General features: G+C 54.4%; 16 protein-coding genes. 7 read left to right on the forward strand and 9 right to left on the reverse strand.

Annotated elements, in window-relative coordinates:
* Positions 1 to 181 precede the first annotated feature (181 nt).
* From P6287_RS10180 to pdeR, 5 genes are all read left to right on the forward strand, one after another.
* Positions 182 to 2,488, forward strand: a complete 2,307-nt coding sequence (locus P6287_RS10180) for an FdhF/YdeP family oxidoreductase (protein ID WP_277973653.1) — start codon at positions 182 to 184, stop codon at positions 2,486 to 2,488.
* Between the two features lie 124 nt (positions 2,489 to 2,612).
* The gene (locus P6287_RS10185) at positions 2,613 to 4,547 is read left to right on the forward strand and encodes an exoribonuclease II (RefSeq protein ID WP_192233995.1); all 1,935 of its coding nucleotides are present in this window, start codon (positions 2,613 to 2,615) and stop codon (positions 4,545 to 4,547) included.
* Positions 4,548 to 4,731: 184 nt separating this feature from the next.
* Positions 4,732 to 6,798 (forward strand): carbon starvation CstA family protein, encoded by a 2,067-nt coding sequence (locus tag P6287_RS10190; RefSeq protein WP_110866240.1) that lies wholly within the window; start codon positions 4,732 to 4,734, stop codon positions 6,796 to 6,798.
* Entirely contained in the window at positions 6,791 to 7,087 is a 297-nt protein-coding gene (locus P6287_RS10195) for a CstA-like transporter-associated (seleno)protein (RefSeq protein WP_192411725.1), read from the forward strand. The genes P6287_RS10190 and P6287_RS10195 overlap by 8 nt, the downstream gene beginning before the upstream one ends.
* Positions 7,088 to 7,243: 156 nt before the next feature.
* A complete protein-coding gene (gene pdeR / locus P6287_RS10200) occupies positions 7,244 to 9,229 on the forward strand; it encodes a cyclic di-GMP phosphodiesterase (RefSeq protein ID WP_101764279.1) in 1,986 nt (661 codons plus the stop codon).
* Positions 9,230 to 9,244: 15 nt separating this feature from the next.
* Here pdeR and P6287_RS10205 read toward each other — a convergent pair whose 3' ends face one another.
* The 3 genes from P6287_RS10205 to araD all read right to left on the reverse strand — a co-directional run bounded on the left by P6287_RS10205 (position 9,245) and on the right by araD (position 12,486).
* On the reverse strand, positions 9,245 to 10,111 hold the full coding sequence (locus P6287_RS10205; RefSeq protein ID WP_007892438.1) for a crotonase/enoyl-CoA hydratase family protein: 867 nt from the start codon (positions 10,109 to 10,111) through the stop codon (positions 9,245 to 9,247).
* A 145-nt stretch (positions 10,112 to 10,256) separates the two neighbouring features.
* On the reverse strand, positions 10,257 to 11,240 hold the full coding sequence (kdgT, locus tag P6287_RS10210; protein WP_277973654.1) for a 2-keto-3-deoxygluconate transporter: 984 nt from the start codon (positions 11,238 to 11,240) through the stop codon (positions 10,257 to 10,259).
* A 547-nt stretch (positions 11,241 to 11,787) separates the two neighbouring features.
* Positions 11,788 to 12,486: an L-ribulose-5-phosphate 4-epimerase gene (gene araD, locus P6287_RS10215; protein ID WP_192411724.1), complete on the reverse strand. Its 699-nt coding sequence runs from the start codon at positions 12,484 to 12,486 to the stop codon at positions 11,788 to 11,790.
* A gap of 246 nt (positions 12,487 to 12,732) precedes the next feature.
* Here araD and osmB point away from each other — a divergent pair, with 246 nt between their 5' ends.
* Positions 12,733 to 12,951, forward strand: coding sequence for an osmotically-inducible lipoprotein OsmB (gene osmB, locus P6287_RS10220; protein WP_008106509.1), 219 nt, complete (start codon positions 12,733 to 12,735; stop codon positions 12,949 to 12,951).
* 68 nt (positions 12,952 to 13,019) lie between these two features.
* Here osmB and yciH read toward each other — a convergent pair whose 3' ends face one another.
* From yciH to pgpB, 5 genes are all read right to left on the reverse strand, one after another.
* Entirely contained in the window at positions 13,020 to 13,343 is a 324-nt protein-coding gene (yciH, locus tag P6287_RS10225; protein WP_110866244.1) for a stress response translation initiation inhibitor YciH, read from the reverse strand.
* Positions 13,343 to 14,050 carry an orotidine-5'-phosphate decarboxylase gene (gene pyrF / locus P6287_RS10230; RefSeq protein ID WP_277973655.1) on the reverse strand — a complete coding sequence of 236 codons (708 nt, stop codon included), beginning with the start codon at positions 14,048 to 14,050 and terminating at the stop codon, positions 13,343 to 13,345. Before pyrF ends, yciH begins: the two co-directional genes overlap by 1 nt.
* 202 nt (positions 14,051 to 14,252) lie before the next feature.
* A complete protein-coding gene (lapB, locus tag P6287_RS10235; protein WP_110866246.1) occupies positions 14,253 to 15,422 on the reverse strand; it encodes a lipopolysaccharide assembly protein LapB in 1,170 nt (389 codons plus the stop codon).
* A gap of 6 nt (positions 15,423 to 15,428) precedes the next feature.
* Positions 15,429 to 15,734 carry a LapA family protein gene (locus tag P6287_RS10240; protein ID WP_101764273.1) on the reverse strand — a complete coding sequence of 102 codons (306 nt, stop codon included), beginning with the start codon at positions 15,732 to 15,734 and terminating at the stop codon, positions 15,429 to 15,431.
* Between the two features lie 128 nt (positions 15,735 to 15,862).
* A complete protein-coding gene (gene pgpB, locus P6287_RS10245; RefSeq protein ID WP_192411723.1) occupies positions 15,863 to 16,627 on the reverse strand; it encodes a phosphatidylglycerophosphatase B in 765 nt (254 codons plus the stop codon).
* A gap of 228 nt (positions 16,628 to 16,855) precedes the next feature.
* Between pgpB and ribA the strand changes: the two genes are divergently transcribed.
* Positions 16,856 to 17,449 carry a GTP cyclohydrolase II gene (gene ribA, locus P6287_RS10250; protein ID WP_097097212.1) on the forward strand — a complete coding sequence of 198 codons (594 nt, stop codon included), beginning with the start codon at positions 16,856 to 16,858 and terminating at the stop codon, positions 17,447 to 17,449.
* 49 nt (positions 17,450 to 17,498) lie between these two features.
* Here ribA and acnA read toward each other — a convergent pair whose 3' ends face one another.
* Positions 17,499 to 20,180: an aconitate hydratase AcnA gene (gene acnA, locus P6287_RS10255; RefSeq protein WP_101764271.1), complete on the reverse strand. Its 2,682-nt coding sequence runs from the start codon at positions 20,178 to 20,180 to the stop codon at positions 17,499 to 17,501.
* Between the last annotated feature and the right edge of the window lie 354 nt (positions 20,181 to 20,534).

Below are 20,534 nucleotides of genomic sequence, written 5' to 3' on the forward strand. Positions count from 1 at the left end.
TGCCGCCCCTTAACGGTCGGGAAAGTTTGACTTAGGTCACGCTTTAAGTGCGTTTCACGATAAACGCCGCCTATCGCACCATTAAACCAATCAATTAGACAACTTTTAAGGAGAGTCGCACACTTCCCGCTAACAGAAGACATATTCTGATAACAACTCATAAACAAATAAGCCTGCAACTATGAAATTTAAACGTAAGATTCAACCCTATCGCGCTGCTGCGGGCGGCTGGGGTTCATTGGAAGCCACCACCCGTTTCGTCCTTGATAGTAAAGCTGCCCTGAAGAACATGCGAAACCTGATGCGCATGAATAAAGCGCGCGGTTTCGACTGCCCAGGATGCGCATGGGGCGATGACAACAAAAGCACCTTCAGCTTCTGTGAAAACGGAGCAAAAGCGGTGACGTGGGAAGCCACGCGTCGTGTGGTTGCGCCGGAATTTTTTGCCCAGCACAGCGTCAGCACCCTTTACCAGCAGAGCGATTACTTCCTTGAGTATCAGGGACGCTTGACCCATCCGATGCGCTACAACAGCGAGACCGACCACTACGAACCGATCAGCTGGGACGATGCGTTAGCCTTGATTGCTCGCCATTTGAAGGCGATGGATCATCCAAATCAAATGGAGCTTTACACCTCCGGCCGCGCCAGCAATGAAGCATCCTGGCTTTATCAGCTGTTTGGCCGTGTGATGGGCACCAACAACTTCCCCGACTGCTCCAACATGTGCCACGAAGCCAGCGGCACCGGCCTGAAACGCAGCATCGGCGTGGGTAAAGGCACCATTCGTCTGGACGATTTTGATCATGCCGACGCGATTTTCGTGTTGGGTCAGAATCCGGGCACCAACCATCCGCGCATGCTGCACAGCCTGCGTCACGCGGCCGATCACGGCGCGAAAATCGTCACCTTTAACACGCTGCGCGAGCGCGGCCTCGAGCGTTTTGCCGATCCGCAAAAGCCGCTGGAGATTGTCACGTCGATGGCGGGCACCATCAGTTCCGCCTATTACCAACCTAATCTGGGCGGCGATATGGCAGCGGTGCGCGGCATGGTGAAAGCCCTGCTTGAGCTACAGCGTGCACGTTTGGCTGCCGGTGAAGAAGGCATTTTCGATCAGGCGTTTATCGATGCCAATACTCACGGCATTGACGCGTATCTTGCCGCCGTTGATAACACCCGCTGGGACGATATCGTGCGCCAATCCGGTCTCAGCGAAGTGCAGATTCGTGAAGCGGCGGCGATCTATCAAAGTGCTGAACGCGTGATTGTCACCTGGGCGATGGGCATTACTCAGCATAAACACTCGGTAGATACCGTTCGCGAGATCACCAACCTGCAGCTGCTGTTTGGTCAGTTGGGCAAGAAAGGCGCAGGCCTGTGTCCGGTACGCGGCCACAGTAATGTGCAGGGCAACCGCACCATGGGCATCGATGAAAAACCGGGCAAGCCGTTCCTCGATGCACTCGGCGCGCACTTTGATTTCGAACCCCCGCGCGAGCATGGTCACAACACCGTTGAAGCGCTGAACGCGATGCTGCGTGACGAAGTGAAAGTGCTGATTGCGCTGGGCGGCAACCTCGCGGCGGCCGCACCGGATTCACCGGTCACCGAAGAAGCGTTGCAGCATTGCGGTTTGACCGTGCACATCAGCACCAAACTCAATCGCAGCCATTTGGTGCCGGGCCGCGAAGGGCTGATTCTGCCAACGCTGGGCCGTACCGAACGCGATCGTCAGGCAAGCGGTAATCAGTACATTACCGTGGAAGACTCGTTCAGCATGGTGCACGCCTCAGAAGGCGTCGGCATTCCATTGGCGGAGACGCAGCGCTCTGAAACCGCGATTGTGGCTGGCATCGCCCATGCGACATTAGGCAGCGATAAAATCGACTGGCTGGCGATGGCAGGCAATTACGATCTGATTCGCGATCACATCGCCGCAACGATTCCCGGCTTTGCTGATTTCAATAACAAGTGCGACATTCCGGGCGGTTTCTACCTGGGTAGCGCTGCCGCCGAGCTGCGCTTCAATACGCCAAGCAAACGTGCTGAGTTCAGCGCCGCCGCCCTGCCAACGTCGCTGTTCCCGCAGTTGGGCGATGTCGCGGTGCCGTTCACGCTGCAAACGCTGCGTTCACACGATCAGTACAACACCACGATTTACGGCCTCGATGACCGTTATCGTGGCGTGTACGGTCAGCGCGAAGTGGTGTTTATCCATCCGGATGATATGGCGTCGCTGGGCTTCACTGAAGGCCAGTTGGTGGATATCGAGACGCTGTGGAATGACGGTTTAACCCGTCGCGTCAGCGGTTTCAAGCTGGTGCCCTATAACATTCCGCGCGGTAACCTCGCGGCGTATTATCCGGAAACCAACCCGCTGGTGCCGCTCTCGAGTTTTGGCGACGGCAGCGGTACGCCGACCTCAAAATCGGTGCCGGTGAAGCTGGCATTAAGCGCCGCCACACCGTCACAACGTATCGCCTGACCAAAGCGTTATCAGAAGGTAAAAAGCCGCGTAAAGCGGCTTTTTAGCCTGTTTTGGCCTTGCCGCGCGGACCCGATTCGCGTAAAACTGTCAGCCGCTCTTAGGCCACGAAACTATATAAATTATGTTCCAGGATAATCCGCTGCTCGCGCAGCTTAAAGAGAAGCTTCACGCGCAGACTCCGCGCGTCGAAGGTGTTGTTAAAGGTACGGAAAAAGGCTTTGGCTTCCTCGAAGTTGATGCCCAGAAAAGCTACTTCATTCCGCCACCGCAGATGAAGAAAGTGATGCACGGCGACCGTATTTCGGCCGTGATCCACACCGATAAAGACCGCGAGAGTGCCGAGCCGGAAACCCTGGTTGAGCCGTTCCTGACCCGCTTTGTCGGCCGCGTGCAGAAGAAAGACGATCGCCTGTCAATTGTGCCGGATCATCCGCTGCTGAAAGAGGCGATTCAGTGCCGCGCCGAACGTGGCGTGACCCACGATTTCCAGAACGGCGATTGGGCGGTAGCAGAGATGCGTCGTCACCCACTGAAAGGCGATCGCGGTTTCTATGCTGAACTGACCGAATTCATTGTCACTGCGGACGATCACCTCGCGCCGTGGTGGGTAACGTTGTCGCGCCATAACCTCGAACGTCAAGCTCCGGACGTCGGTTTTGGTGAGATGCTCGACGAAAATCTGCAGCGTGAAGATTTGACCGCACTGAACTTCGTCACCATCGACAGCGCCAGCACCCAGGATATGGATGATGCGCTTTACGTGGAAGAGGCTGCCGACGGCAATCTGATCCTGACCATCGCCATCGCCGATCCAACCGCTTACGTGGCAGAAGGCAGCGAGCTGGATAAGCTGGCGTCGAAACGCGCGTTCACCAACTATCTGCCGGGCTTCAACATTCCGATGCTGCCGCGCGAACTCTCTGACGACGTCTGTTCCCTGCGTCCGAACGAGCGTCGTCCCGCGCTGGCATGCCGCGTTACCGTACTTAAAGATGGTAGCCTGGCTGATGACGTGCATTTCTTTGCTGCGTGGATCGAGTCGAAAGCCAAGCTGGTTTATGACGAAGTTTCCGATTGGCTGGAAAACAGCGGCAGCTGGCAGCCTGAGAACGATGCCATTGCTCAGCAGATTCGCCTGCTGCATCAGGTGTGCCTGGCGCGCAGCGAATGGCGTCAAACCCACGCGCTGGTGTTTAAAGATCGTCCGGACTACCGCTTTGTGTTGGGCGAAAAAGGCGAAGTACTGGATATCATCTCTGAGCCACGTCGCATCGCGAACCGCATCGTGGAAGAGTCAATGATTCTGGCTAACGTCTGTGCCGCGAAAGTGCTGCAGGAGAAGCTGGGCTTCGGTATCTATAACCTGCACACCGGTTTCGATCTGGCCAATGCTGAGCAGGCCGCTGGCGTGCTGGCAGGGCATGGCATCACCGTGGATCCGCAGGCGATTACCACGCTGGAAGGCTTCCGCCAGCTGCGTCGTCAACTCGATGCGCAGCCAACCCAGTATCTGGATAGCCGCATTCGTCGCTTCCAGTCATTTGCAGAAGTCGGCACCGAGCCGGGCCCGCACTTTGGTCTTGGCCTCGAAGCCTACGCGACCTGGACTTCGCCGATTCGTAAGTTCGGCGACATGATCAACCATCGCTTGCTGAAGGCGATCGTGCGCGGTGAAAGCACTGGCCGTCCGCAGGATGAGCTGACCACCATCATGAGCGAACGTCGTCGCCTGAACCGCATGGCCGAGCGCGATGTTGGGGACTGGTTGTATGCACGTTTCCTCGCACCGTTTGCCGCTACCGATCGCAAGTTCAGCGCCGAGATCATCGACGTGTCTCGCGGCGGCATGCGCGTTCGTCTGCTGGAGAATGGCGCGGTAGCCTTCATTCCTGCGCCGTTCATCCACGCGGTGCGTGATGAGCTGGTGTGCTCGCAGGAAAGCGGCACCGTGCAGATAAAAGGTGAAGTCGCTTACCGTGTCACTGACATCATCGACGTGACCATCGCCGAAGTGCGTATGGAAACCCGCAGCGTGGTCGCGCGTCCGGCCGCCTGAGCATGAAAACTCGCGGGATAACAGCCGTTATCCCGCATTTCTCTCCGCCCGCTTCAGCAAATGTTAAATTTGCTTTCCGCTTCACATTTCTAATGCCTTTGTCTGTCGTTAACAATTCATTACATTACTTTTAACTTGTTGTATTCGATCGCCTCTTTTCCCGGTCCCTACAAGGAGTTAACTCATGAACAACGTCAAAACCAGTCTCATCTGGTTAGCGGTGGCGTTAATTGGCGCGGGCGCATTTGCCATGCTGGCCCTCAGCCGTGGCGAACACGTCAACGCGGTGTGGCTGGTGATTGCCTCCGTCGCCTGCTACAGCATTGCCTATCGCTTTTACAGCCTGTTTATCGCTAAGCGTATTTTCGAACTGGACGATCGCCGTCGCACGCCGGCGGAGCGCTTAAGTGATGGCCTCGATTATGTGCCGACCAATAAATGGGTGCTGTTCGGCCACCATTTTGCGGCGATTGCCGGTGCGGGCCCGCTGGTCGGTCCGATCCTTGCGGCACAGATGGGCTTCCTGCCCGGCACCATCTGGATTTTGGTTGGCGTAATGTTTGCCGGTGCGGTGCAGGATTTCCTGATCCTGTTTATCTCAACGCGTCGTGATGGCCGCTCATTGGGTGAGATGGCGCGTCAGGAGCTCGGCTCATTCGCTGGCGTGGTCACCATGCTCGGCGCGCTGGGTGTGATGATCATCATCCTCTCCGCGCTGGCGCTGGTGGTGGTGAAGGCGCTGGCCAACAGTCCATGGGGTTTGTTCACCATTGCCGCAACCATTCCGATTGCGCTGTTTATGGGCGTGTATATGCGCTTCCTGCGTCCGGGAAAAATCGCGGAAGTGTCGATCATTGGCTTCGTGCTGATGATGGCGGCGATTATTTACGGCGGCAATGTGGCGGCCGATCCCTATTGGGGCCCACTGTTTACGCTGAAAGGCACGGAGCTGACGTGGGTGCTGGTGATCTACGGTTTTGTCGCCTCTTCGCTGCCGGTGTGGCTGCTGCTGGCACCGCGCGATTATCTCTCCACCTTCCTGAAAATTGGCGTGATCATCGGTTTGGCCATTGGCATCGTGTTTGCCATGCCCGAGATGAAGATGCCCGCGGTGACCAAATTTATTGATGGCACCGGGCCGGTCTTCTCCGGTGCGCTGTTCCCGTTCCTGTTTATCACCATCGCCTGTGGCGCCATTTCAGGTTTCCATGCGCTGGTTTCCAGCGGTACCACGCCGAAACTGGTGGAGCGCGAAAGCCATATCCGTTTCATCGGCTACGGCGCGATGCTGATGGAGTCCTTTGTGGCGATCATGGCGCTGATTTGTGCCTCGGTGCTTGATCCGGGCGTCTACTTTGCCATGAACTCCCCTGCCGCGCTGATTGGCACCACGGTGGAAAATGCGTCGCAGGTGATTAACGGCTGGGGCTTCGTGGTGACGCCAGAGATGCTGAGCGGCATTGCGCGCGACGTCGGCGAAAGCACCATTCTTTCGCGTGCCGGTGGTGCACCAACCTTTGCGGTCGGCATGGCGCATATCATCACCGAAGTGTTTAACAGCCGCGCCATGATGGCGTTCTGGTATCACTTCGCCATCTTGTTTGAAGCGCTGTTTATCCTGACCGCTGTGGATGCCGGCACCCGCGCCTGTCGCTTTATGGTGCAGGATCTGGTGGGCACCGTGGTACCGTCGATGGCGAATAACCGTTCATGGTTGGGCAACATGGCGGGAACCACCGTCGCGGTGGCGGGCTGGGGTTTCTTCGTGTATCAGGGCGTGGTCGATCCGCTCGGCGGCATCAATACGCTGTGGCCGCTGTTTGGTATCGGCAACCAGATGCTGGCGTCAATGGCGCTGATTCTCGGCACCGTGGTGCTGTTCAAAATGAAGAAGCAGCGTTATGCGTGGGTGACGATTGTTCCAACCGCCTGGCTGTTCATTACCTCGATGACCGCGGGCTGGCAGAAGATTTTCCACGAAAAACCTTCGATTGGTTTCCTGGCGCAGGCCAACAAGTTCCGCAAAGGCATTGATGACGGCATCGTCATCGCCCCGGCGAAGAGTGTCGCTGACATGCAAACCATCGTCTTCAGCAATCAAATTAACGCGGCCCTGTGCGCCTTCTTCATGCTGGTGGCAGTGACCATGCTGGTGGCGGCCTTCTTCGTGATTCGTCGGGCGCTCAACAGCACGGTGCCAACCACCCATGAATCTGAGATCTCACTGCGCAAAGAGGTGCGAAATGTCTGAGTCCATTTATCACTGGAGAAAACCCATCGGGGCGTGGCACATTCAGCAGTGCTTACCAATCGCAGCCGCCACGGCTGGGCAAAATCTTACGCGCTGGCAGCGCATCTGGCAGGGATTGCAGCAAAGTTTTCGTTTAATGGTCGGCGTTCATGACTATCAAACTTATCTGAAGCATATGCGCGAACATCATCCAACGATCGCCCCCATGGATGAGCGCGCTTTTCACCGTCACTGCCTCGATGCCCGCTTTCCCAGCCAGGCCGGAAAACTCGGTAAGTGCCCTTGCTAACAGAGATTAGCCCCGCTTGTCGGGGCTTTTTCGTGCCATTCTTTAATAAAAACAAAAATATATTTGGATTGCATCTTGTGCTGACGCAGGAGGTTGAATACTGTTGCTAAAATAATGAGATACCGCCCGCTGAGCATTCCCCCGGAGGAAGTTTCCATGACCGATGAACAAGGGCAAACATTGCTATATACCTTGTTTGGCACCACCAGCCCTCATTGGCGTTTAACTTCAGATAGTGATGCTCTGCATTTTGCCGAAGATGAGAACGCAAACACCAATATGGCGGTGCCGCTGACTCCCGCACAAGCCAGTTTATTACGTGCGATGACGGTCATTACCTCAAGTATTAACCTCACGCTGTCGCTGCATGGCGAACCTGTTCCGATGCATTTTGTCGGCCGTAAAGTCAATCAATCTACCTGGGCAGGCACCTCGTCAGCCTGGGGCGATACGTCGTCTGTCGCGCGCGATTTGACGCTGGGTTTATCCTTCGCCGAGCAAGTGGTTTCTGAGGCGAATTCCGTCATCGTGATCCTCGATCAACGCGGCAATATCCAGCGTTTCAACCGTTTGAGTGAAGAGTACACCGGGCTGAAAGAGCAGGAAGTGATTGGCCGCAACGTATTCCAGCTGTTTATGACCAAGCAGGAAGCGCAGGCATCACGCCGTAATATCGCCGGTTTCTTCCGTGAAGGCAGTTCTTACGAAGTTGAACGCTGGATAAAAACCCGTAAAGGTCAGCGACTGTTTCTGTTTCGTAATAAGTTCGTTCACAGCGGCAGCGGGAAAAATGAAATTTTCCTCATCTGTTCCGGAACCGACATAACCGAAGAGCGCCGCGCTCAGGAACGTCTGCGCGTGCTGGCCAATACCGATACCGTCACCGGCTTGCCCAATCGCAACGCGATCCATCAGCAGATTAGTCTGGCACTGGAGCTGGCGAATGGCAGTCAGACCGGTGTGGTGTACCTCGATTTAGACAATTTTAAGAAGGTAAATGACGCTTACGGCCATATGTTTGGCGATCAGCTGTTGCAAGCCGTGTCGCTGGCCATCCTCAGCTGTCTTGGCAAAGACCAGACGCTGGCGCGCCTTGGCGGCGATGAGTTCGTGGTGCTGGCGGAACACACCAGCCAGGCAGCGCTGGAAGCGATGGCGTCGCGTATTCTTGAGCGGCTGCGTCAGCCATTCCGCATTGGCCTGATTGAGGTTTACAGCGGCTGCTCGCTGGGTATCGCCCTCGCCCCGCTGCATGGTGAAGATCGTGAAAGCCTGATTCGTAACGCCGATACCGCGATGTATCACGCCAAAGAAAACGGCCGCGGCAAATTTTGCGTGTTCGCTAATGAGATGAATCAGCGCGTGTTTGAATATCTGTGGCTCGATACCAACCTGCGCAAAGCGCTCGAGCTGGATCATCTGGTGGTGCACTACCAGCCAAAACTCAATGCCGAAGGCGAAGTGCTGAGCGCCGAAGCGCTGGTGCGCTGGAATTCTCCAGAGCGTGGTCTGGTGCCGCCGGGCGATTTTATCTCCTACGCCGAAGAGTCCGGTTTGATTGTGCCCCTGGGCCGCTGGGTGATGCTCAACGTGCTGCAGCAGATCATTAAGTGGCGCAGCGAAGGCATCTTTCTGCGCGTCGCGGTTAACGTCTCGGCTAAGCAGCTGATCGACCAGAGCATTTACACCGATCTGAAACAGGCATTGAATGAAGCCGGTTTGACCGATTGTCCGATTGATATCGAACTGACGGAAAGCTGTCTGATTGAGAATGAAGCCGGTGCGCTGATGCTGATGAAACAGTTCCAGGAGCTGGGTGCGCAAGTGCATCTCGATGACTTTGGTACCGGTTACTCCTCACTTTCTCAACTGGCGCGCGTCCCGATTGATGCCATTAAGCTGGATCAGAGCTTTGTACGTAATATCAACAAACAACCCGTGGCGCAGTCGCTGGTGCGTGCGATTGTCGCGGTGGCCAAAGCCCTGAAGCTGCAGGTGATCGCCGAGGGCATTGAAACCAAAGCCGAAGAGAAGTTTGTTATGGCCAACGGTGTCGATGGGCGTCAAGGTTATTATTATGCAAAACCAATGCCCGCAGAACAGCTCGGGCATTGGCTGGCTAAGCATCCTGCCCGCGTTTAACGCTGGTCTGCGAGATTAGCCGGCTTTGCGCAAGGATGCGCTATGACGGTTCTGCAGTTGTACCAGTCGTTCCATGTAAGCAATGTCTTTAGGTTCCAGTGTGAAGGCATAATCGACCCAGTCCTCCGTGATATCCATCAGCTCAGCGCGTGATAACTGCAATACGCGTTGACGTGCTTTCAGCATTGCCCGCACGCCGTTCAGTTTTGGACGTAACGTATCGATGAAGGTGCGTGTGGTGCGATAACCATCGCCCGGCTGGAACACCTTGTCGACCAGACCACGCGTTTCATACCATTCCGCGCTGTGTGACTCACCTTCCATAATCAGCTCTTCGGCCAGCTTCATGCCAGACCGACGCGCCACTAACGAGTAGCCGCCCATACCCGGGAACAGGTTGAATGCGATCTCCGGGAAACCCATGCGCGCGCTGTTCTGCGCCAGAATGAAGTGATGTGCCAGCGCCGCTTCAAAGCCGCCGCCGAGCGCACTGCCCTCAATCATCGCCAGCGTGACCGCACCGGTATCGAAACCCCGCGCTGCGGAGTGGATGCAGTCGACACAGGCACGCGCATAAGCGCGCAGTGCTTCACGACGGTTGTTGCGAATGCATTCCACAAAGAAACGCAAATCGCCTCCGGCGTTAAACATCTGTGGCACTAACGAACCCGTCACCCAGAAATCAATCGGCAGACCGGAACGTTGAGCGGAATAGCTCAGGTTCATGATCTCCTCAATTAATTCGTGGTTAAAACTCGGACGGGGTTGCGCACGCAGCATCATCCACATGGTGCGGCGACCCTCTTCATAGTAGGCCGCGAGCTGTGTGGTTTGTCCAACTTCGGTGAACAGTCTGCATGTTGGTTGGTTAATTACTGTCATTGTCTCATCCTCTGTTTATGTTTATGTAGTGCGTTAAACGCCACATCAGCGTAATCCAGAGTGAGGCCAGACCAAATGAGAGATTGATTTATAAAGCAAAATCCAGAGATATCCCCGACCAGCGGCCGGGGAAGCATTAGCGGGCTTACTTGATGGCAGCGCGTTGCCCCACAGCAACATGAGAACGCTTAACGCGTCGTGAATAAACCGCGGTGATGATGGGGACAATGACGGAGGTGACAATGACCGAAGTAGCAACTAATGCCGTTGCGGCGGGTGCGACCGGTTTAAACTGTGGCAGCATCTCGGCGATCAACACTGGCGTGGCTACGGCAGCGCCTGCGGTGCTGGATGCCGCAATCCCCGCTGTCCCATCGCCACCGCCAATCAGTCGATCGGCAATAATCAGCGGAATGCCGGTGACAATGATCACTGCGACACCCAGCATAATGCCCAGCAGGCCAGTTTGCGCGATGACGGTCAAATTAATGGTATTACCCAACGCGAAAGCAAAGAACGGAATCAGTGTGTGAACCGCTTTGCCAAAGAACTCGCGCAGTTCGGGATCGAGATTACCCAACGCGAACCCGACGATAAACGGCAGTACCGCGCCAACGAAGACATGTGGCTCAAACGACGCAATGCCTGCGGTGCCGAGAATCACCATCGTCATCAGCGGCCCGGACTCCAGCGACATCAAGACAAACGCACCGGCCTCTTCTTTCGAACCGTATTGCTGCATGATGGATGCGTATAAACCGCCATTGGTCATATCCATCGCCGCCACTAACGCCAGCGTCGAGAGACCGGCAAACATACCCACTTCCACGCCATTTTCCGGCATCACACGTGAAGCAATCGCCGCGACCACCCACGCCACCGCAATCTTGGTGAGCACGAGCGTGCCCGATTTACGCAGTACTGTGCCGGTGGCGCTGAGTTTGATGGATGCGCCCATGCAGAAGAACCACACCGCAAGAATCGGCACGGTACCGGTCATCAACCCATTGGTGAACGAACCAAAGTATTTACCTGCGCCCGGAGAGAACGTATGGCACAGCGCGCCCAAAAACAGCGGAATCAGCATCATGCCGCCAGGAATTTTATCGATTGCACGTTTGATATGCATAAAGGTGTCACCTTAACTGAGCCAGAGGGAGGTGTTTTTATGAATTGCCAGATGGCATGGCGAGCAAGATAACGATTGGCAGAAAGGAAAAAAGTGATCGCAAATGCATTTATGAAACGCTGTTTTATTTTTATTGATTGGTCATTTTGTATTTATGCCGTGAATCGCCATACCAGATGATTGGAAGTTAAAAGAGAGGAGCCGGGAGGCGTTTTTGCTCAAAGGATGGATTATCTTTGCGGGCGCTGACACATCTGCCCTTTTCAACAACTCGCACTGAAGCATATGAGCAGGCCGGGGGCGCTTTTGTGCCGGCAATCCGCAGCGCTGAACGAAGCGAGGAGGCCAGGAGAGCCCGCAGGACGCGGGCGAAAGGCGAAGCCGTGACAGGACGTCTCCGCCGGTCCGTCAGGCAGACGAGCAAAGTGAAGGTACCGCGCTAGCGGCGCGAGGACCGCCGGACCAAAAGTGTCACCGGCCTGCGCGCTCACCATTAGCTTAATTAACTGGCATTACGCCAGCAGGTGTATATGTTTCAGAATTGACTTTAATTCTGCCCATACCAGGCATTTTTACCGTGCTTACGCAGGTAGTGCAGATCAAGCAAAGTTTGCGAAATCGGCGGTAACTCAGTGCGCAGCTGCTCGGTATGCAATGCCATATAGGCCACCTCTTCTAATACCACCGCACTGTGTACCGCAGCATGCGCATCTTTACCCCAGGCAAACGGGCCGTGGGAATTCACCAGCACGGCGGGGATTGCCGTTGGTTCAATTCCGCGCTGTGCAAAAGTTTCAGTGATCACCTGGCCGGTATTCCACTCGTATTCCTGCTCAATCTCTTCGCGCTTCATCTGCCGCGTGCAGGGAATGGTGCCGTAAAAATCATCGGCGTGCGTGGTGCCTAACGCGATGATTTCACGTCCAGCCTGAGCCCAAATGGTGGCATGGCGAGAGTGCGTATGCACGATGCCGCCGATCTCTGGCCAGGCGAGATAAAGCGCGCGGTGGGTGGCCGTATCCGAGGATGGGCGCATTTTCCCTTCTATTACCTCGCCGCTGGCGAGATCGACGACCACCATATCGTCGCGCTGCATCTGCTCGTACTTCACGCCCGACGGCTTGATCACCAGTAAACCCCGATCGCGGTCCACCGCACTGACGTTGCCCCAGGTAAAGGTGACCAGGTTGTAACGGGGTAAATCGAGATTGGCTTCCAGCACCTGCTGCTTTAACGCTTCCAGCATCTTTTTTCTCCTGCGAACTGTGATAGCTGAATTGTGCGGAGCAGGAAGAAAAAGCGTTATGGATGGAACGGCTGTAAAAGCTGCGGAAAGTGGCTAAGGCGTTAAATGTGTGGCGCGGGTTGGTTTTGATGATTAAACAAGAAGTGGCTTGCAAACTCGCATTTTAGGACCGTTTTACCCTGCCGAGTGCGGTGTAACATCTATACTTATATGGTTACCACGGTGTTAACAATCAAGGAGAAGTTAATGACTACAACAATGAAACGTCTTACTGCTGCCGTATTGGCAACAACACTAGTTGTCGCGCTGAGCGGCTGTTCGAATTGGTCTAAACGCGACCGTAATACCGCAATCGGTGCGGGTGCGGGTGCCATTGGTGGTTCAGTGCTGACCAACGGTAGCGGACTTGGTACCGTTGGTGGCGCAGCTGTCGGCGGCATCATCGGCCACCAGATCAGCAAATAAATTATAATTATCAGGCTACGCAGCGCATCTACTTAACAACGGGCCACCTAAAAGTGGCCCGAACTGCTTCAACCGCCCGCCAGTTTGACTTTCATGCCTTTGGCTTCCAGCAGCGTTTTTATCAAATCGCGTTTATCGCCCTGAATCTCAATGACGCCCTCTTTTACTGCTCCACCGCAACCACACTTTTTCTTTAGTTCAGCAGCCAGTTTTTCGAGCGCGCTATCATCCAGATCGACACCGGTAATCAGACACACGCCCTTACCTTTGCGTCCGCTGGTTTGGCGCTGAATACGCACGATGCCATCGCCTTTCGGTCGTGGTGCTTTCTCTTCTTCATGGGTGATACGACCACTATCGGTCGAATACACCAATCGATTGTCCTGAGCCATTAAGCCTCCTGTAAACTTTGCAGGATTTGCTGCAGCGTGGCGGCCGGATCGGCGGATTGGGTGATCGGACGCCCGATGACCATATAATCCACGCCCGCGAGTTTTGCCTGCTGCGGCGTCATGATACGGCGCTGATCGCCCGCATCGCTGCCGGCCGGACGAATGCCTGGCGTAACCAGCGCGAAATCCTGACCAATCACCTGCTTAAAGTGCGCGGCTTCCTGCGCCGAACAAACCACACCGTGCAGGCCGCAATCGCGGGTCAAACGCGCCAGCCGCTCAGCCTGCTCGGCTGGAGATAAGGTAATGCCCAAACCTTTAAGGTCGTCCTCATCCATGCTGGTCAACACGGTGACGGCAATCAGCAGCGGCGCATCATTGCCGAATGGCACCAGCGCTTCACGAGCCGCGTTCATCATGCGAGCGCCACCGCTGGCGTGCACGTTGACCATCCACACGCCAAGATCGGCTGCTGCCGCGACTGCATGTGCGGTGGTGTTTGGGATGTCATGAAATTTGAGATCGAGGAACACTTCAAAACCCCGTTCCTGCAGCGTTTTCACCAGCGATGGACCAAACAGCGTGAACATCTCTTTGCCCACTTTCAGGCGACACTGGCCTGGATCGATGCGATCTACAAACTGCAGCGCGCTGTTGAGATCATGATAGTCGAGTGCCACCAGAATAGGTGAAGTGGTTACAGGCATAACGTTTCCTCAGTAACTGGCACCCGCAGGCGCGATGGACAAACGGCAAGCATTCTACCTGCGCAGGCGGGTGCCGACAATCACGCTGCCGTCAGAACTTGCCTGTTTGACTGCTAGCTGCACGATGCCAAAGCAGTTTCTTAATCAAACTTACAAGTATGTTGTAACTAAAAAGGTGTAACCAGAAGAGTTATGCGGCCATTTATTGGCCGTCGAGTCCACGGATGGGTTTAACTGAAGACCAGGCGCGACAAGATGGGCAATGCCAATACAGAGCATGGGCAGTGAAGCCACATTTCTGGCAGCGATATCGCGGCTTAGTGCGGATCTGCTCGCCGACCATATCGCGCAGCACCATCAAGCTCTCTTTCGCACGTCCGTCTTCCGCTTCGTGTAAGTGGAAATCCATCAAACGATGAAACACACGCATCGTCGGATGACGCTGAAGCTGACGATTGATATACAGCTGTGCCGCTTCCGGTCCCTGCTGTTGCTCAAGAATATCGGAGAGATAAAGCTCTGCTGCGGCGCCGGTATTCTCGTCGACACAACGCTGTAAAAATTGCGCCCAGTTTTCGGGTTGGTTCAGGCGCTGGTAGCAGGTTTCCAGCATGGGTAACGTTTCACTCACCAGCTCTTTGTCCTGCTCCAGCACGCGCTGCAGTCGGCTGGCGGCTTTAGCGTACTCGCCCTGCTCCATCAAAATGCGGCCCATCATGATTGAGACGCGCGCACTTTGATGATCGGCTGACTCGCCCTTCTTCAGCAAGCTCATCGCCCGATCAAGGTCATCACTGCTTAATGCCTGCAACGCCAGCTCACAGTAAAAATGGGCAATTTCCCCTTTCTGCTTATCTTTGCCGAGCTTAACCAGCTTTTCCGCCACGTCGATGGCTTTTTGCCAGTCGCTGGTTGCCTGATGAATCAACAATAACTGCTGCAACGCGCCAATACGGAAATCGGTCTCTTCAACCAGTTGCCCAAACATATCTTCGGCACGATCGTACAATCCGGCTGCCATGTAATCGCGGCCGAGTTGCTGGATCGCCAGCAAGCGCTGCTCGTAGCTGAGCGACGCACTTTCCATTAGGGATTGGTGAATGCGAATGGCGCGATCAACTTCACCACGCGAACGGAACAGATTGCCAAGCGTCAGATGCGCCTCAACCGTGCCGCTGTCCTCTTTCAACATGTCGAGAAAGAGATCAACCGCTTTGTCCTGTTGATTGGAGAGCAGGAAGTTTACGCCGGTCACATAATCGCGCGACAGGCGGTTCGCTTCCTGTTGCTTATCCTGATGTGCACTGCGGCGGCCCATATACCAGCCATACGCCGCAGCAACAGGAAGAAGCAGAAACAGCAATTCAAGCATCGAAAATTAATCCCGACGACTGGCAGTTGGTGATGGGATCACTGCAGTTGATTGTTCATTCTGTGCCTGCATACGTTTAAGCTTACGCTGTGCATTTGCCAGAGAAACACGTAAGCGTAACCAGAACAGACCGCAAATCGCCCATCCCAGCAGGAATCCAGCGCCAAACAAGCTGGCGAGCAGTGTTGAAATGCGGAATTCGCCCTGCGCTAGCAGATAGTTAAAAGTGATGATTTGGTCGTTATGCGCTCCGAGCGTGACGGAGATGATGAAAATGACCAATACCACGAGAAAAATAAGCAAATATTTCACAATGCGTCCTGTCGAGAGGTTATCCAATAGAAGTATGCCAAAAAACCGCCGTCGATGCTGCTTATCCCCACATCAGTTAGCGCTTTTTTCTGCAAGCACAATCAATCATATGGGGATGAATAGGCTGATTACAATCCATCATCACGTTGCGCGATCTCACGATGTTCCTCTGGTGGGATGGTGAGCGGGCCGCAGAAACGCTGGGCCAGCAGCGTAGCAACGGTCACCAATAACCAGGATATCAGCGTTGCCATCACTAAATCACGCGGCCAGTGCATACCCAGCACTAAACGGCTGCCCATCACCGCGGTCGCCCAAACGAATAATACGGCAACGGTGGCAAAATGACGGCGCGGCCATAACAGGCCGATGGCTAAAAGCGCCCAGCTGGCGGCAAACATGGTATGCCCGGAAGGAAACGCATAACCGGTTTCAAATGCCCAATGATTCTTCAGCCATTGCGGCAGCTGAGTGTCATTGGCCAGCAAAGTTGAGACCATTTCGCCACGCTGCTGGCGATGAAGCTGATAAAACTCATCACCGTTAATGCCATGACTTTTTTCCAGCCAGATGACGTAGGGGCGCGGTTCCTGCACATGCTCTTTGATTGAGGATTTGGTGTACTGACCAGCAAGAATCGCACCATTCATGATAAGAATGAGCAGAATCGCGGGTTTAAGCCGAAAGCGTAAACACCACAACACCCAGGCGCTGAGGATGATACTGGTGAGGATGCCCCAAGGACTGGTAACGGTTTCCGTCATCCAAAACAGCGCGCGAAGTAGATTGCCGCTTTCCCCGGGTTGCCATTGCCAGTTAGATATCCACACGCCCAACGGCATCAACAACAATAAAAACGCCCCTAAGGTGGTGCGCTGAATGATTTTTAACATTCGCTTCCTTTTAGATCCGGATTAACAGGTGCGTTAAGCATAACTTTAGCTGAAAAAAGAATAACATACCTATTGCGGCTTGGATAATTGTGCTTTATCACTACAATCACTCTGACCGATTAACGGCAGCCGTTCGGGTTGTGGCACAATAGCGTAAGTTTCATCGGGCCACATGGCCCGTGCGTTATCATGATGATAGCGCATCCTCTGAAGGTTCTGGAGAGTCACATGCAGCTTAAACGGGTAGCAGAAGCCAAACTGCCCACGCCATGGGGAGATTTCCTGATGGTTGGTTTTGAAGAACTGGCAACCGGCCACGACCATGTCGCGCTGGTTTATGGTGATATTAGCGATCACAATCCGGTGCTGGCGCGCGTCCATTCCGAATGTCTCACCGGCGATGCCCTGTTCAGCTTGCGCTGTGACTGCGGCTTCCAGCTGGAAGCGGCGTTAACGGCGATTGCGGAAGAAGGTCGTGGCATTCTGATGTATCACCGTCAGGAAGGTCGTAACATCGGTTTGCTGAATAAAATTCGTGCTTATGCATTGCAGGATAAAGGCTACGACACGGTCGAAGCCAACCATCAGCTCGGTTTCGCCGCTGATGAGCGTGACTTCACGCTATGTGCAGATATGTTCAAACTGTTGGGCGTCAATGAAGTGCGCTTGCTGACAAACAATCCGCGCAAAGTTGAGATCCTGAGTGAAGCCGGTATCAATATCGTCGAACGCGTGCCGTTGGTTGTCGGGCGTAACCCGAAAAACGCACATTATCTCGATACGAAAGCCGAGAAAATGGGTCATCTGTTGCCGAAGTCTTAAGCAGATTTTAAAGCAGATAAAAAAAGCCGGGAAATCCCGGCTTTTTCTTTTAGTTCAGCATGTTGCGGATCACGTAATGCAAAATGCCGTCGTTCTGGTAATAGGTTAGCTCGTTACCCGTATCGATACGGCAGCGCGTTTCCAGCGTCTCCTGGCTGCCATCCGCGCGCGTCAGAATTACGGTTACCGTGCCACCCGGCTTAAGCTGCGACAGATTTGCCACATCTATAAACTCTTCACCCGTAAGCTGCAGCGTTTTACGCGTCACGCCAGCCGGAAACTCGAGCGGCAGAATCCCCATACCAATCAGGTTAGAGCGGTGAATACGCTCGAAGGATTCGGAGATAACCACGCGCACGCCCTGTAAGCGCGGCCCTTTTGCTGCCCAGTCCCGACTTGAGCCGGAACCGTACTCTTTACCAGCAATCACCGCTAACGGCACACCTTCCTGCTGATACTTCATCGCCGCATCGTAAATCGCCAACTGCTCGTTAGTTGGGAAGTGTTTGGTATAACCGCCCTCAACTCCCGGCACCATTTCGTTACGAATACGGATATTGGCGAAGGTGCCGCGCATCATCACTTCGTGGTTACCACGACGCGAACCGTAAGAGTTGAAATCGGTGCGCTCAACGCCATGCGACAGCAAATAGCGTCCGGCTGGACTTTCGGCTTTGATGCTCCCCGCTGGAGAAATGTGGTCGGTGGTGACGGAGTCACCCAGCATCGCCAGAATGCGCGCGCCTTTGATATCCTGCACCGGCTTCGGCGTTTTCTCCATGTCGTCAAAGAATGGCGATAAACGAATGTAGGTGGAATCACCATCCCAATCGTAAGTTGCCGCTTCGCTGACTTTGATCTGCTGCCACTCTGGCGTGCCGTTAAACACCTCGGCATACTCTTTGTGGAACATGTCGCTGGTGACTTTCTGCACCGCTTCCGCAATCTCTTCCGGCGAAGGCCAGATGTCCTTGAGGAAAACATCGTTGCCCTGACGATCCTGGCCGAGCGGATCGGATTGCAGATTGAGCTTCATATTACCCGCTAAGGCATAAGCAACCACCAGCGGCGGCGAAGCCAGCCAGTTGGTTTTAATTAACGGATGAATTCGGCCTTCGAAGTTACGGTTACCCGAAAGCACCGCGGCAACCGTGAGATCACCCTCTTTAATCGCGCTTTCTATCGCGTCCGGTAACGGGCCGGAATTACCGATACAAGTAGTACAACCGTAACCGACCAGATTGAATCCTAATTCGTCCAGATATGGCGTAAGCTGGGCCACAGCAAGGTAGTCAGAAACCACTTTGGAGCCAGGTGCCAGTGAGGCCTTAACCCAGGGCTTGCGCATCAGACCACGTTCAACGGCTTTCTTCGCCAGTAAACCGGCAGCCATCAGCACGCTAGGGTTTGAGGTATTAGTACAAGAGGTAATCGCCGAGATCACGACCGCACCGTCATCCAGTTGATAGCTTTCTCCGGTTTCGCTATCGCGGTAGCTCACGGTTTTATGCGGTTTTTGCGCCTGATTAACTTCCAGTTCGTTGCTGGCATCAAAGGCAGTAGGAACATCACCGAGTGATACACGATCCTGCGGACGTTTTGGACCGGCCAGGCTGGACTCGACGTCGCCCATATCCAGCGCTAGAGAGCTGGTGAACACCGGCTCATCACCCGCGTTACGCCACATACCTTGTTGCTTAGCATAAGCCTCAACCAGTTCAACCTGCTCCGCATCGCGGCCAGTGAGCGTCATATAACTCAGGGTGACATCATCGACAGGGAAAAAGCCGCAGGTCGCACCATACTCAGGCGCCATATTGGCGATGGTGGCGCGATCGGCAAGCGGCAGATCGGCTAAGCCGTCGCCGTAAAATTCTACGAATTTACCCACAACACCATGTTTGCGCAGCATTTGCGTAACGGTTAACACCAGATCCGTTGCGGTGATGCCCGGGCGCAATTTACCAGTGAGTTTGAAACCGACTACGTCAGGAATCAGCATTGAGACCGGCTGGCCAAGCATCGCCGCTTCAGCCTCAATCCCGCCAACGCCCCAACCCAATACGCCGAGCGCATTGATCATGGTGGTGTGCGAATCGGTGCCCACCAGCGTATCGGGATAGGCGATCTCTTGCCCATTCAGCGTCTCATGCCAGACAGATTTACCGAGGTATTCCAGATTGACCTGATGACAAATCCCGGTGCCTGGCGGAACTACGCGGAATCGATTGAAAGCTTTTTGCCCCCAACGCAGGAAAACGTAGCGCTCGTGGTTGCGCTCCATTTCCAGGTGCACATTTTCATCAAAGGCTTTGTCATCACCGAAATGGTCCACGGTGACAGAGTGGTCGATAACCAAATCTACCGGGGATAAGGGATTGACTTTGGCGACGTCGCCGCCAAGGCGTTTCACCGCTTCGCGCATGGCAGCCAAATCTACCACCGCCGGTACGCCGGTAAAATCTTGCATTAATACACGCGCGGGACGATAGGCAATCTCACGATCGGCGTGAGCATCTTTTTGCCAGGCGACCAGCGCTTCAATATCTTCAAGCGTGACAGAATCACCATCCTGCCAGCGTAAAAGGTTTTCCAGCAGGACTTTCATCGACTTGGGCAAGCGATCGATATTGCCCAGTTGCTGAGCTGCTTTGGGCAAGCTGTAGTAATGATATTTTTTTGCCCGAACATCCAGCGTGTCCTGACTCTGCTCGCGTAACGTTAACGACATAGCGCCTCCATGTAAGTGAATCTTTTTTAAACCTCAGTGACTGCAAGGTTTAACTTAAAGATAGACTACATTGCCGTTAACGTTTTGATAACAACACGAATAGACACATTAAAACACAATGAAAAATGCCCCGACGTTTGTCAGGGCATTTATAAAATTCAGTGTAATTTGAGTTAGGGCTTAAATCATCGCCCAAAAGGCGGCGGCCCAAAAAGCCAGGGAAAAGGTATAAACGCTCACCCAGGATAATGTTGTTGTATTGATGCTCATAATTCACTCCCTCCCGGATTACGGGCAAAAAAAGTCCACCGTCTTCAGCGTTGTACTGATGACACCGTTTTTTTAATGCTGAGT

It is taken from the genome of Pantoea sp. X85 (assembly GCF_029623675.1).
In the GTDB taxonomy this organism is placed as follows: Bacteria; Pseudomonadota; Gammaproteobacteria; order Enterobacterales; family Enterobacteriaceae; genus Pantoea; species Pantoea leporis.

Excerpts from the sequence above, each read along its gene's own strand:
- P6287_RS10205 (WP_007892438.1), bottom strand. The coding sequence starts at position 10,111 with ATGACAGTAATTAACCAACCAACATGCAGACTGTTCACCGAAGTTGGA.
- osmB (WP_008106509.1), top strand. The coding sequence starts at position 12,733 with ATGACTACAACAATGAAACGTCTTACTGCTGCCGTATTGGCAACAACA.
- P6287_RS10190 (WP_110866240.1), top strand. The coding sequence starts at position 4,732 with ATGAACAACGTCAAAACCAGTCTCATCTGGTTAGCGGTGGCGTTAATT.
- P6287_RS10185 (WP_192233995.1), top strand. The coding sequence starts at position 2,613 with ATGTTCCAGGATAATCCGCTGCTCGCGCAGCTTAAAGAGAAGCTTCAC.
- kdgT (WP_277973654.1), bottom strand. The coding sequence starts at position 11,240 with ATGCATATCAAACGTGCAATCGATAAAATTCCTGGCGGCATGATGCTG.
- yciH (WP_110866244.1), bottom strand. The coding sequence starts at position 13,343 with ATGGCTCAGGACAATCGATTGGTGTATTCGACCGATAGTGGTCGTATC.
- P6287_RS10180 (WP_277973653.1), top strand. The coding sequence starts at position 182 with ATGAAATTTAAACGTAAGATTCAACCCTATCGCGCTGCTGCGGGCGGC.
- ribA (WP_097097212.1), top strand. The coding sequence starts at position 16,856 with ATGCAGCTTAAACGGGTAGCAGAAGCCAAACTGCCCACGCCATGGGGA.
- pyrF (WP_277973655.1), bottom strand. The coding sequence starts at position 14,050 with ATGCCTGTAACCACTTCACCTATTCTGGTGGCACTCGACTATCATGAT.
- araD (WP_192411724.1), bottom strand. The coding sequence starts at position 12,486 with ATGCTGGAAGCGTTAAAGCAGCAGGTGCTGGAAGCCAATCTCGATTTA.
- pgpB (WP_192411723.1), bottom strand. The coding sequence starts at position 16,627 with ATGTTAAAAATCATTCAGCGCACCACCTTAGGGGCGTTTTTATTGTTG.
- P6287_RS10195 (WP_192411725.1), top strand. The coding sequence starts at position 6,791 with ATGTCTGAGTCCATTTATCACTGGAGAAAACCCATCGGGGCGTGGCAC.
- lapB (WP_110866246.1), bottom strand. The coding sequence starts at position 15,422 with ATGCTTGAATTGCTGTTTCTGCTTCTTCCTGTTGCTGCGGCGTATGGC.
- acnA (WP_101764271.1), bottom strand. The coding sequence starts at position 20,180 with ATGTCGTTAACGTTACGCGAGCAGAGTCAGGACACGCTGGATGTTCGG.
- pdeR (WP_101764279.1), top strand. The coding sequence starts at position 7,244 with ATGACCGATGAACAAGGGCAAACATTGCTATATACCTTGTTTGGCACC.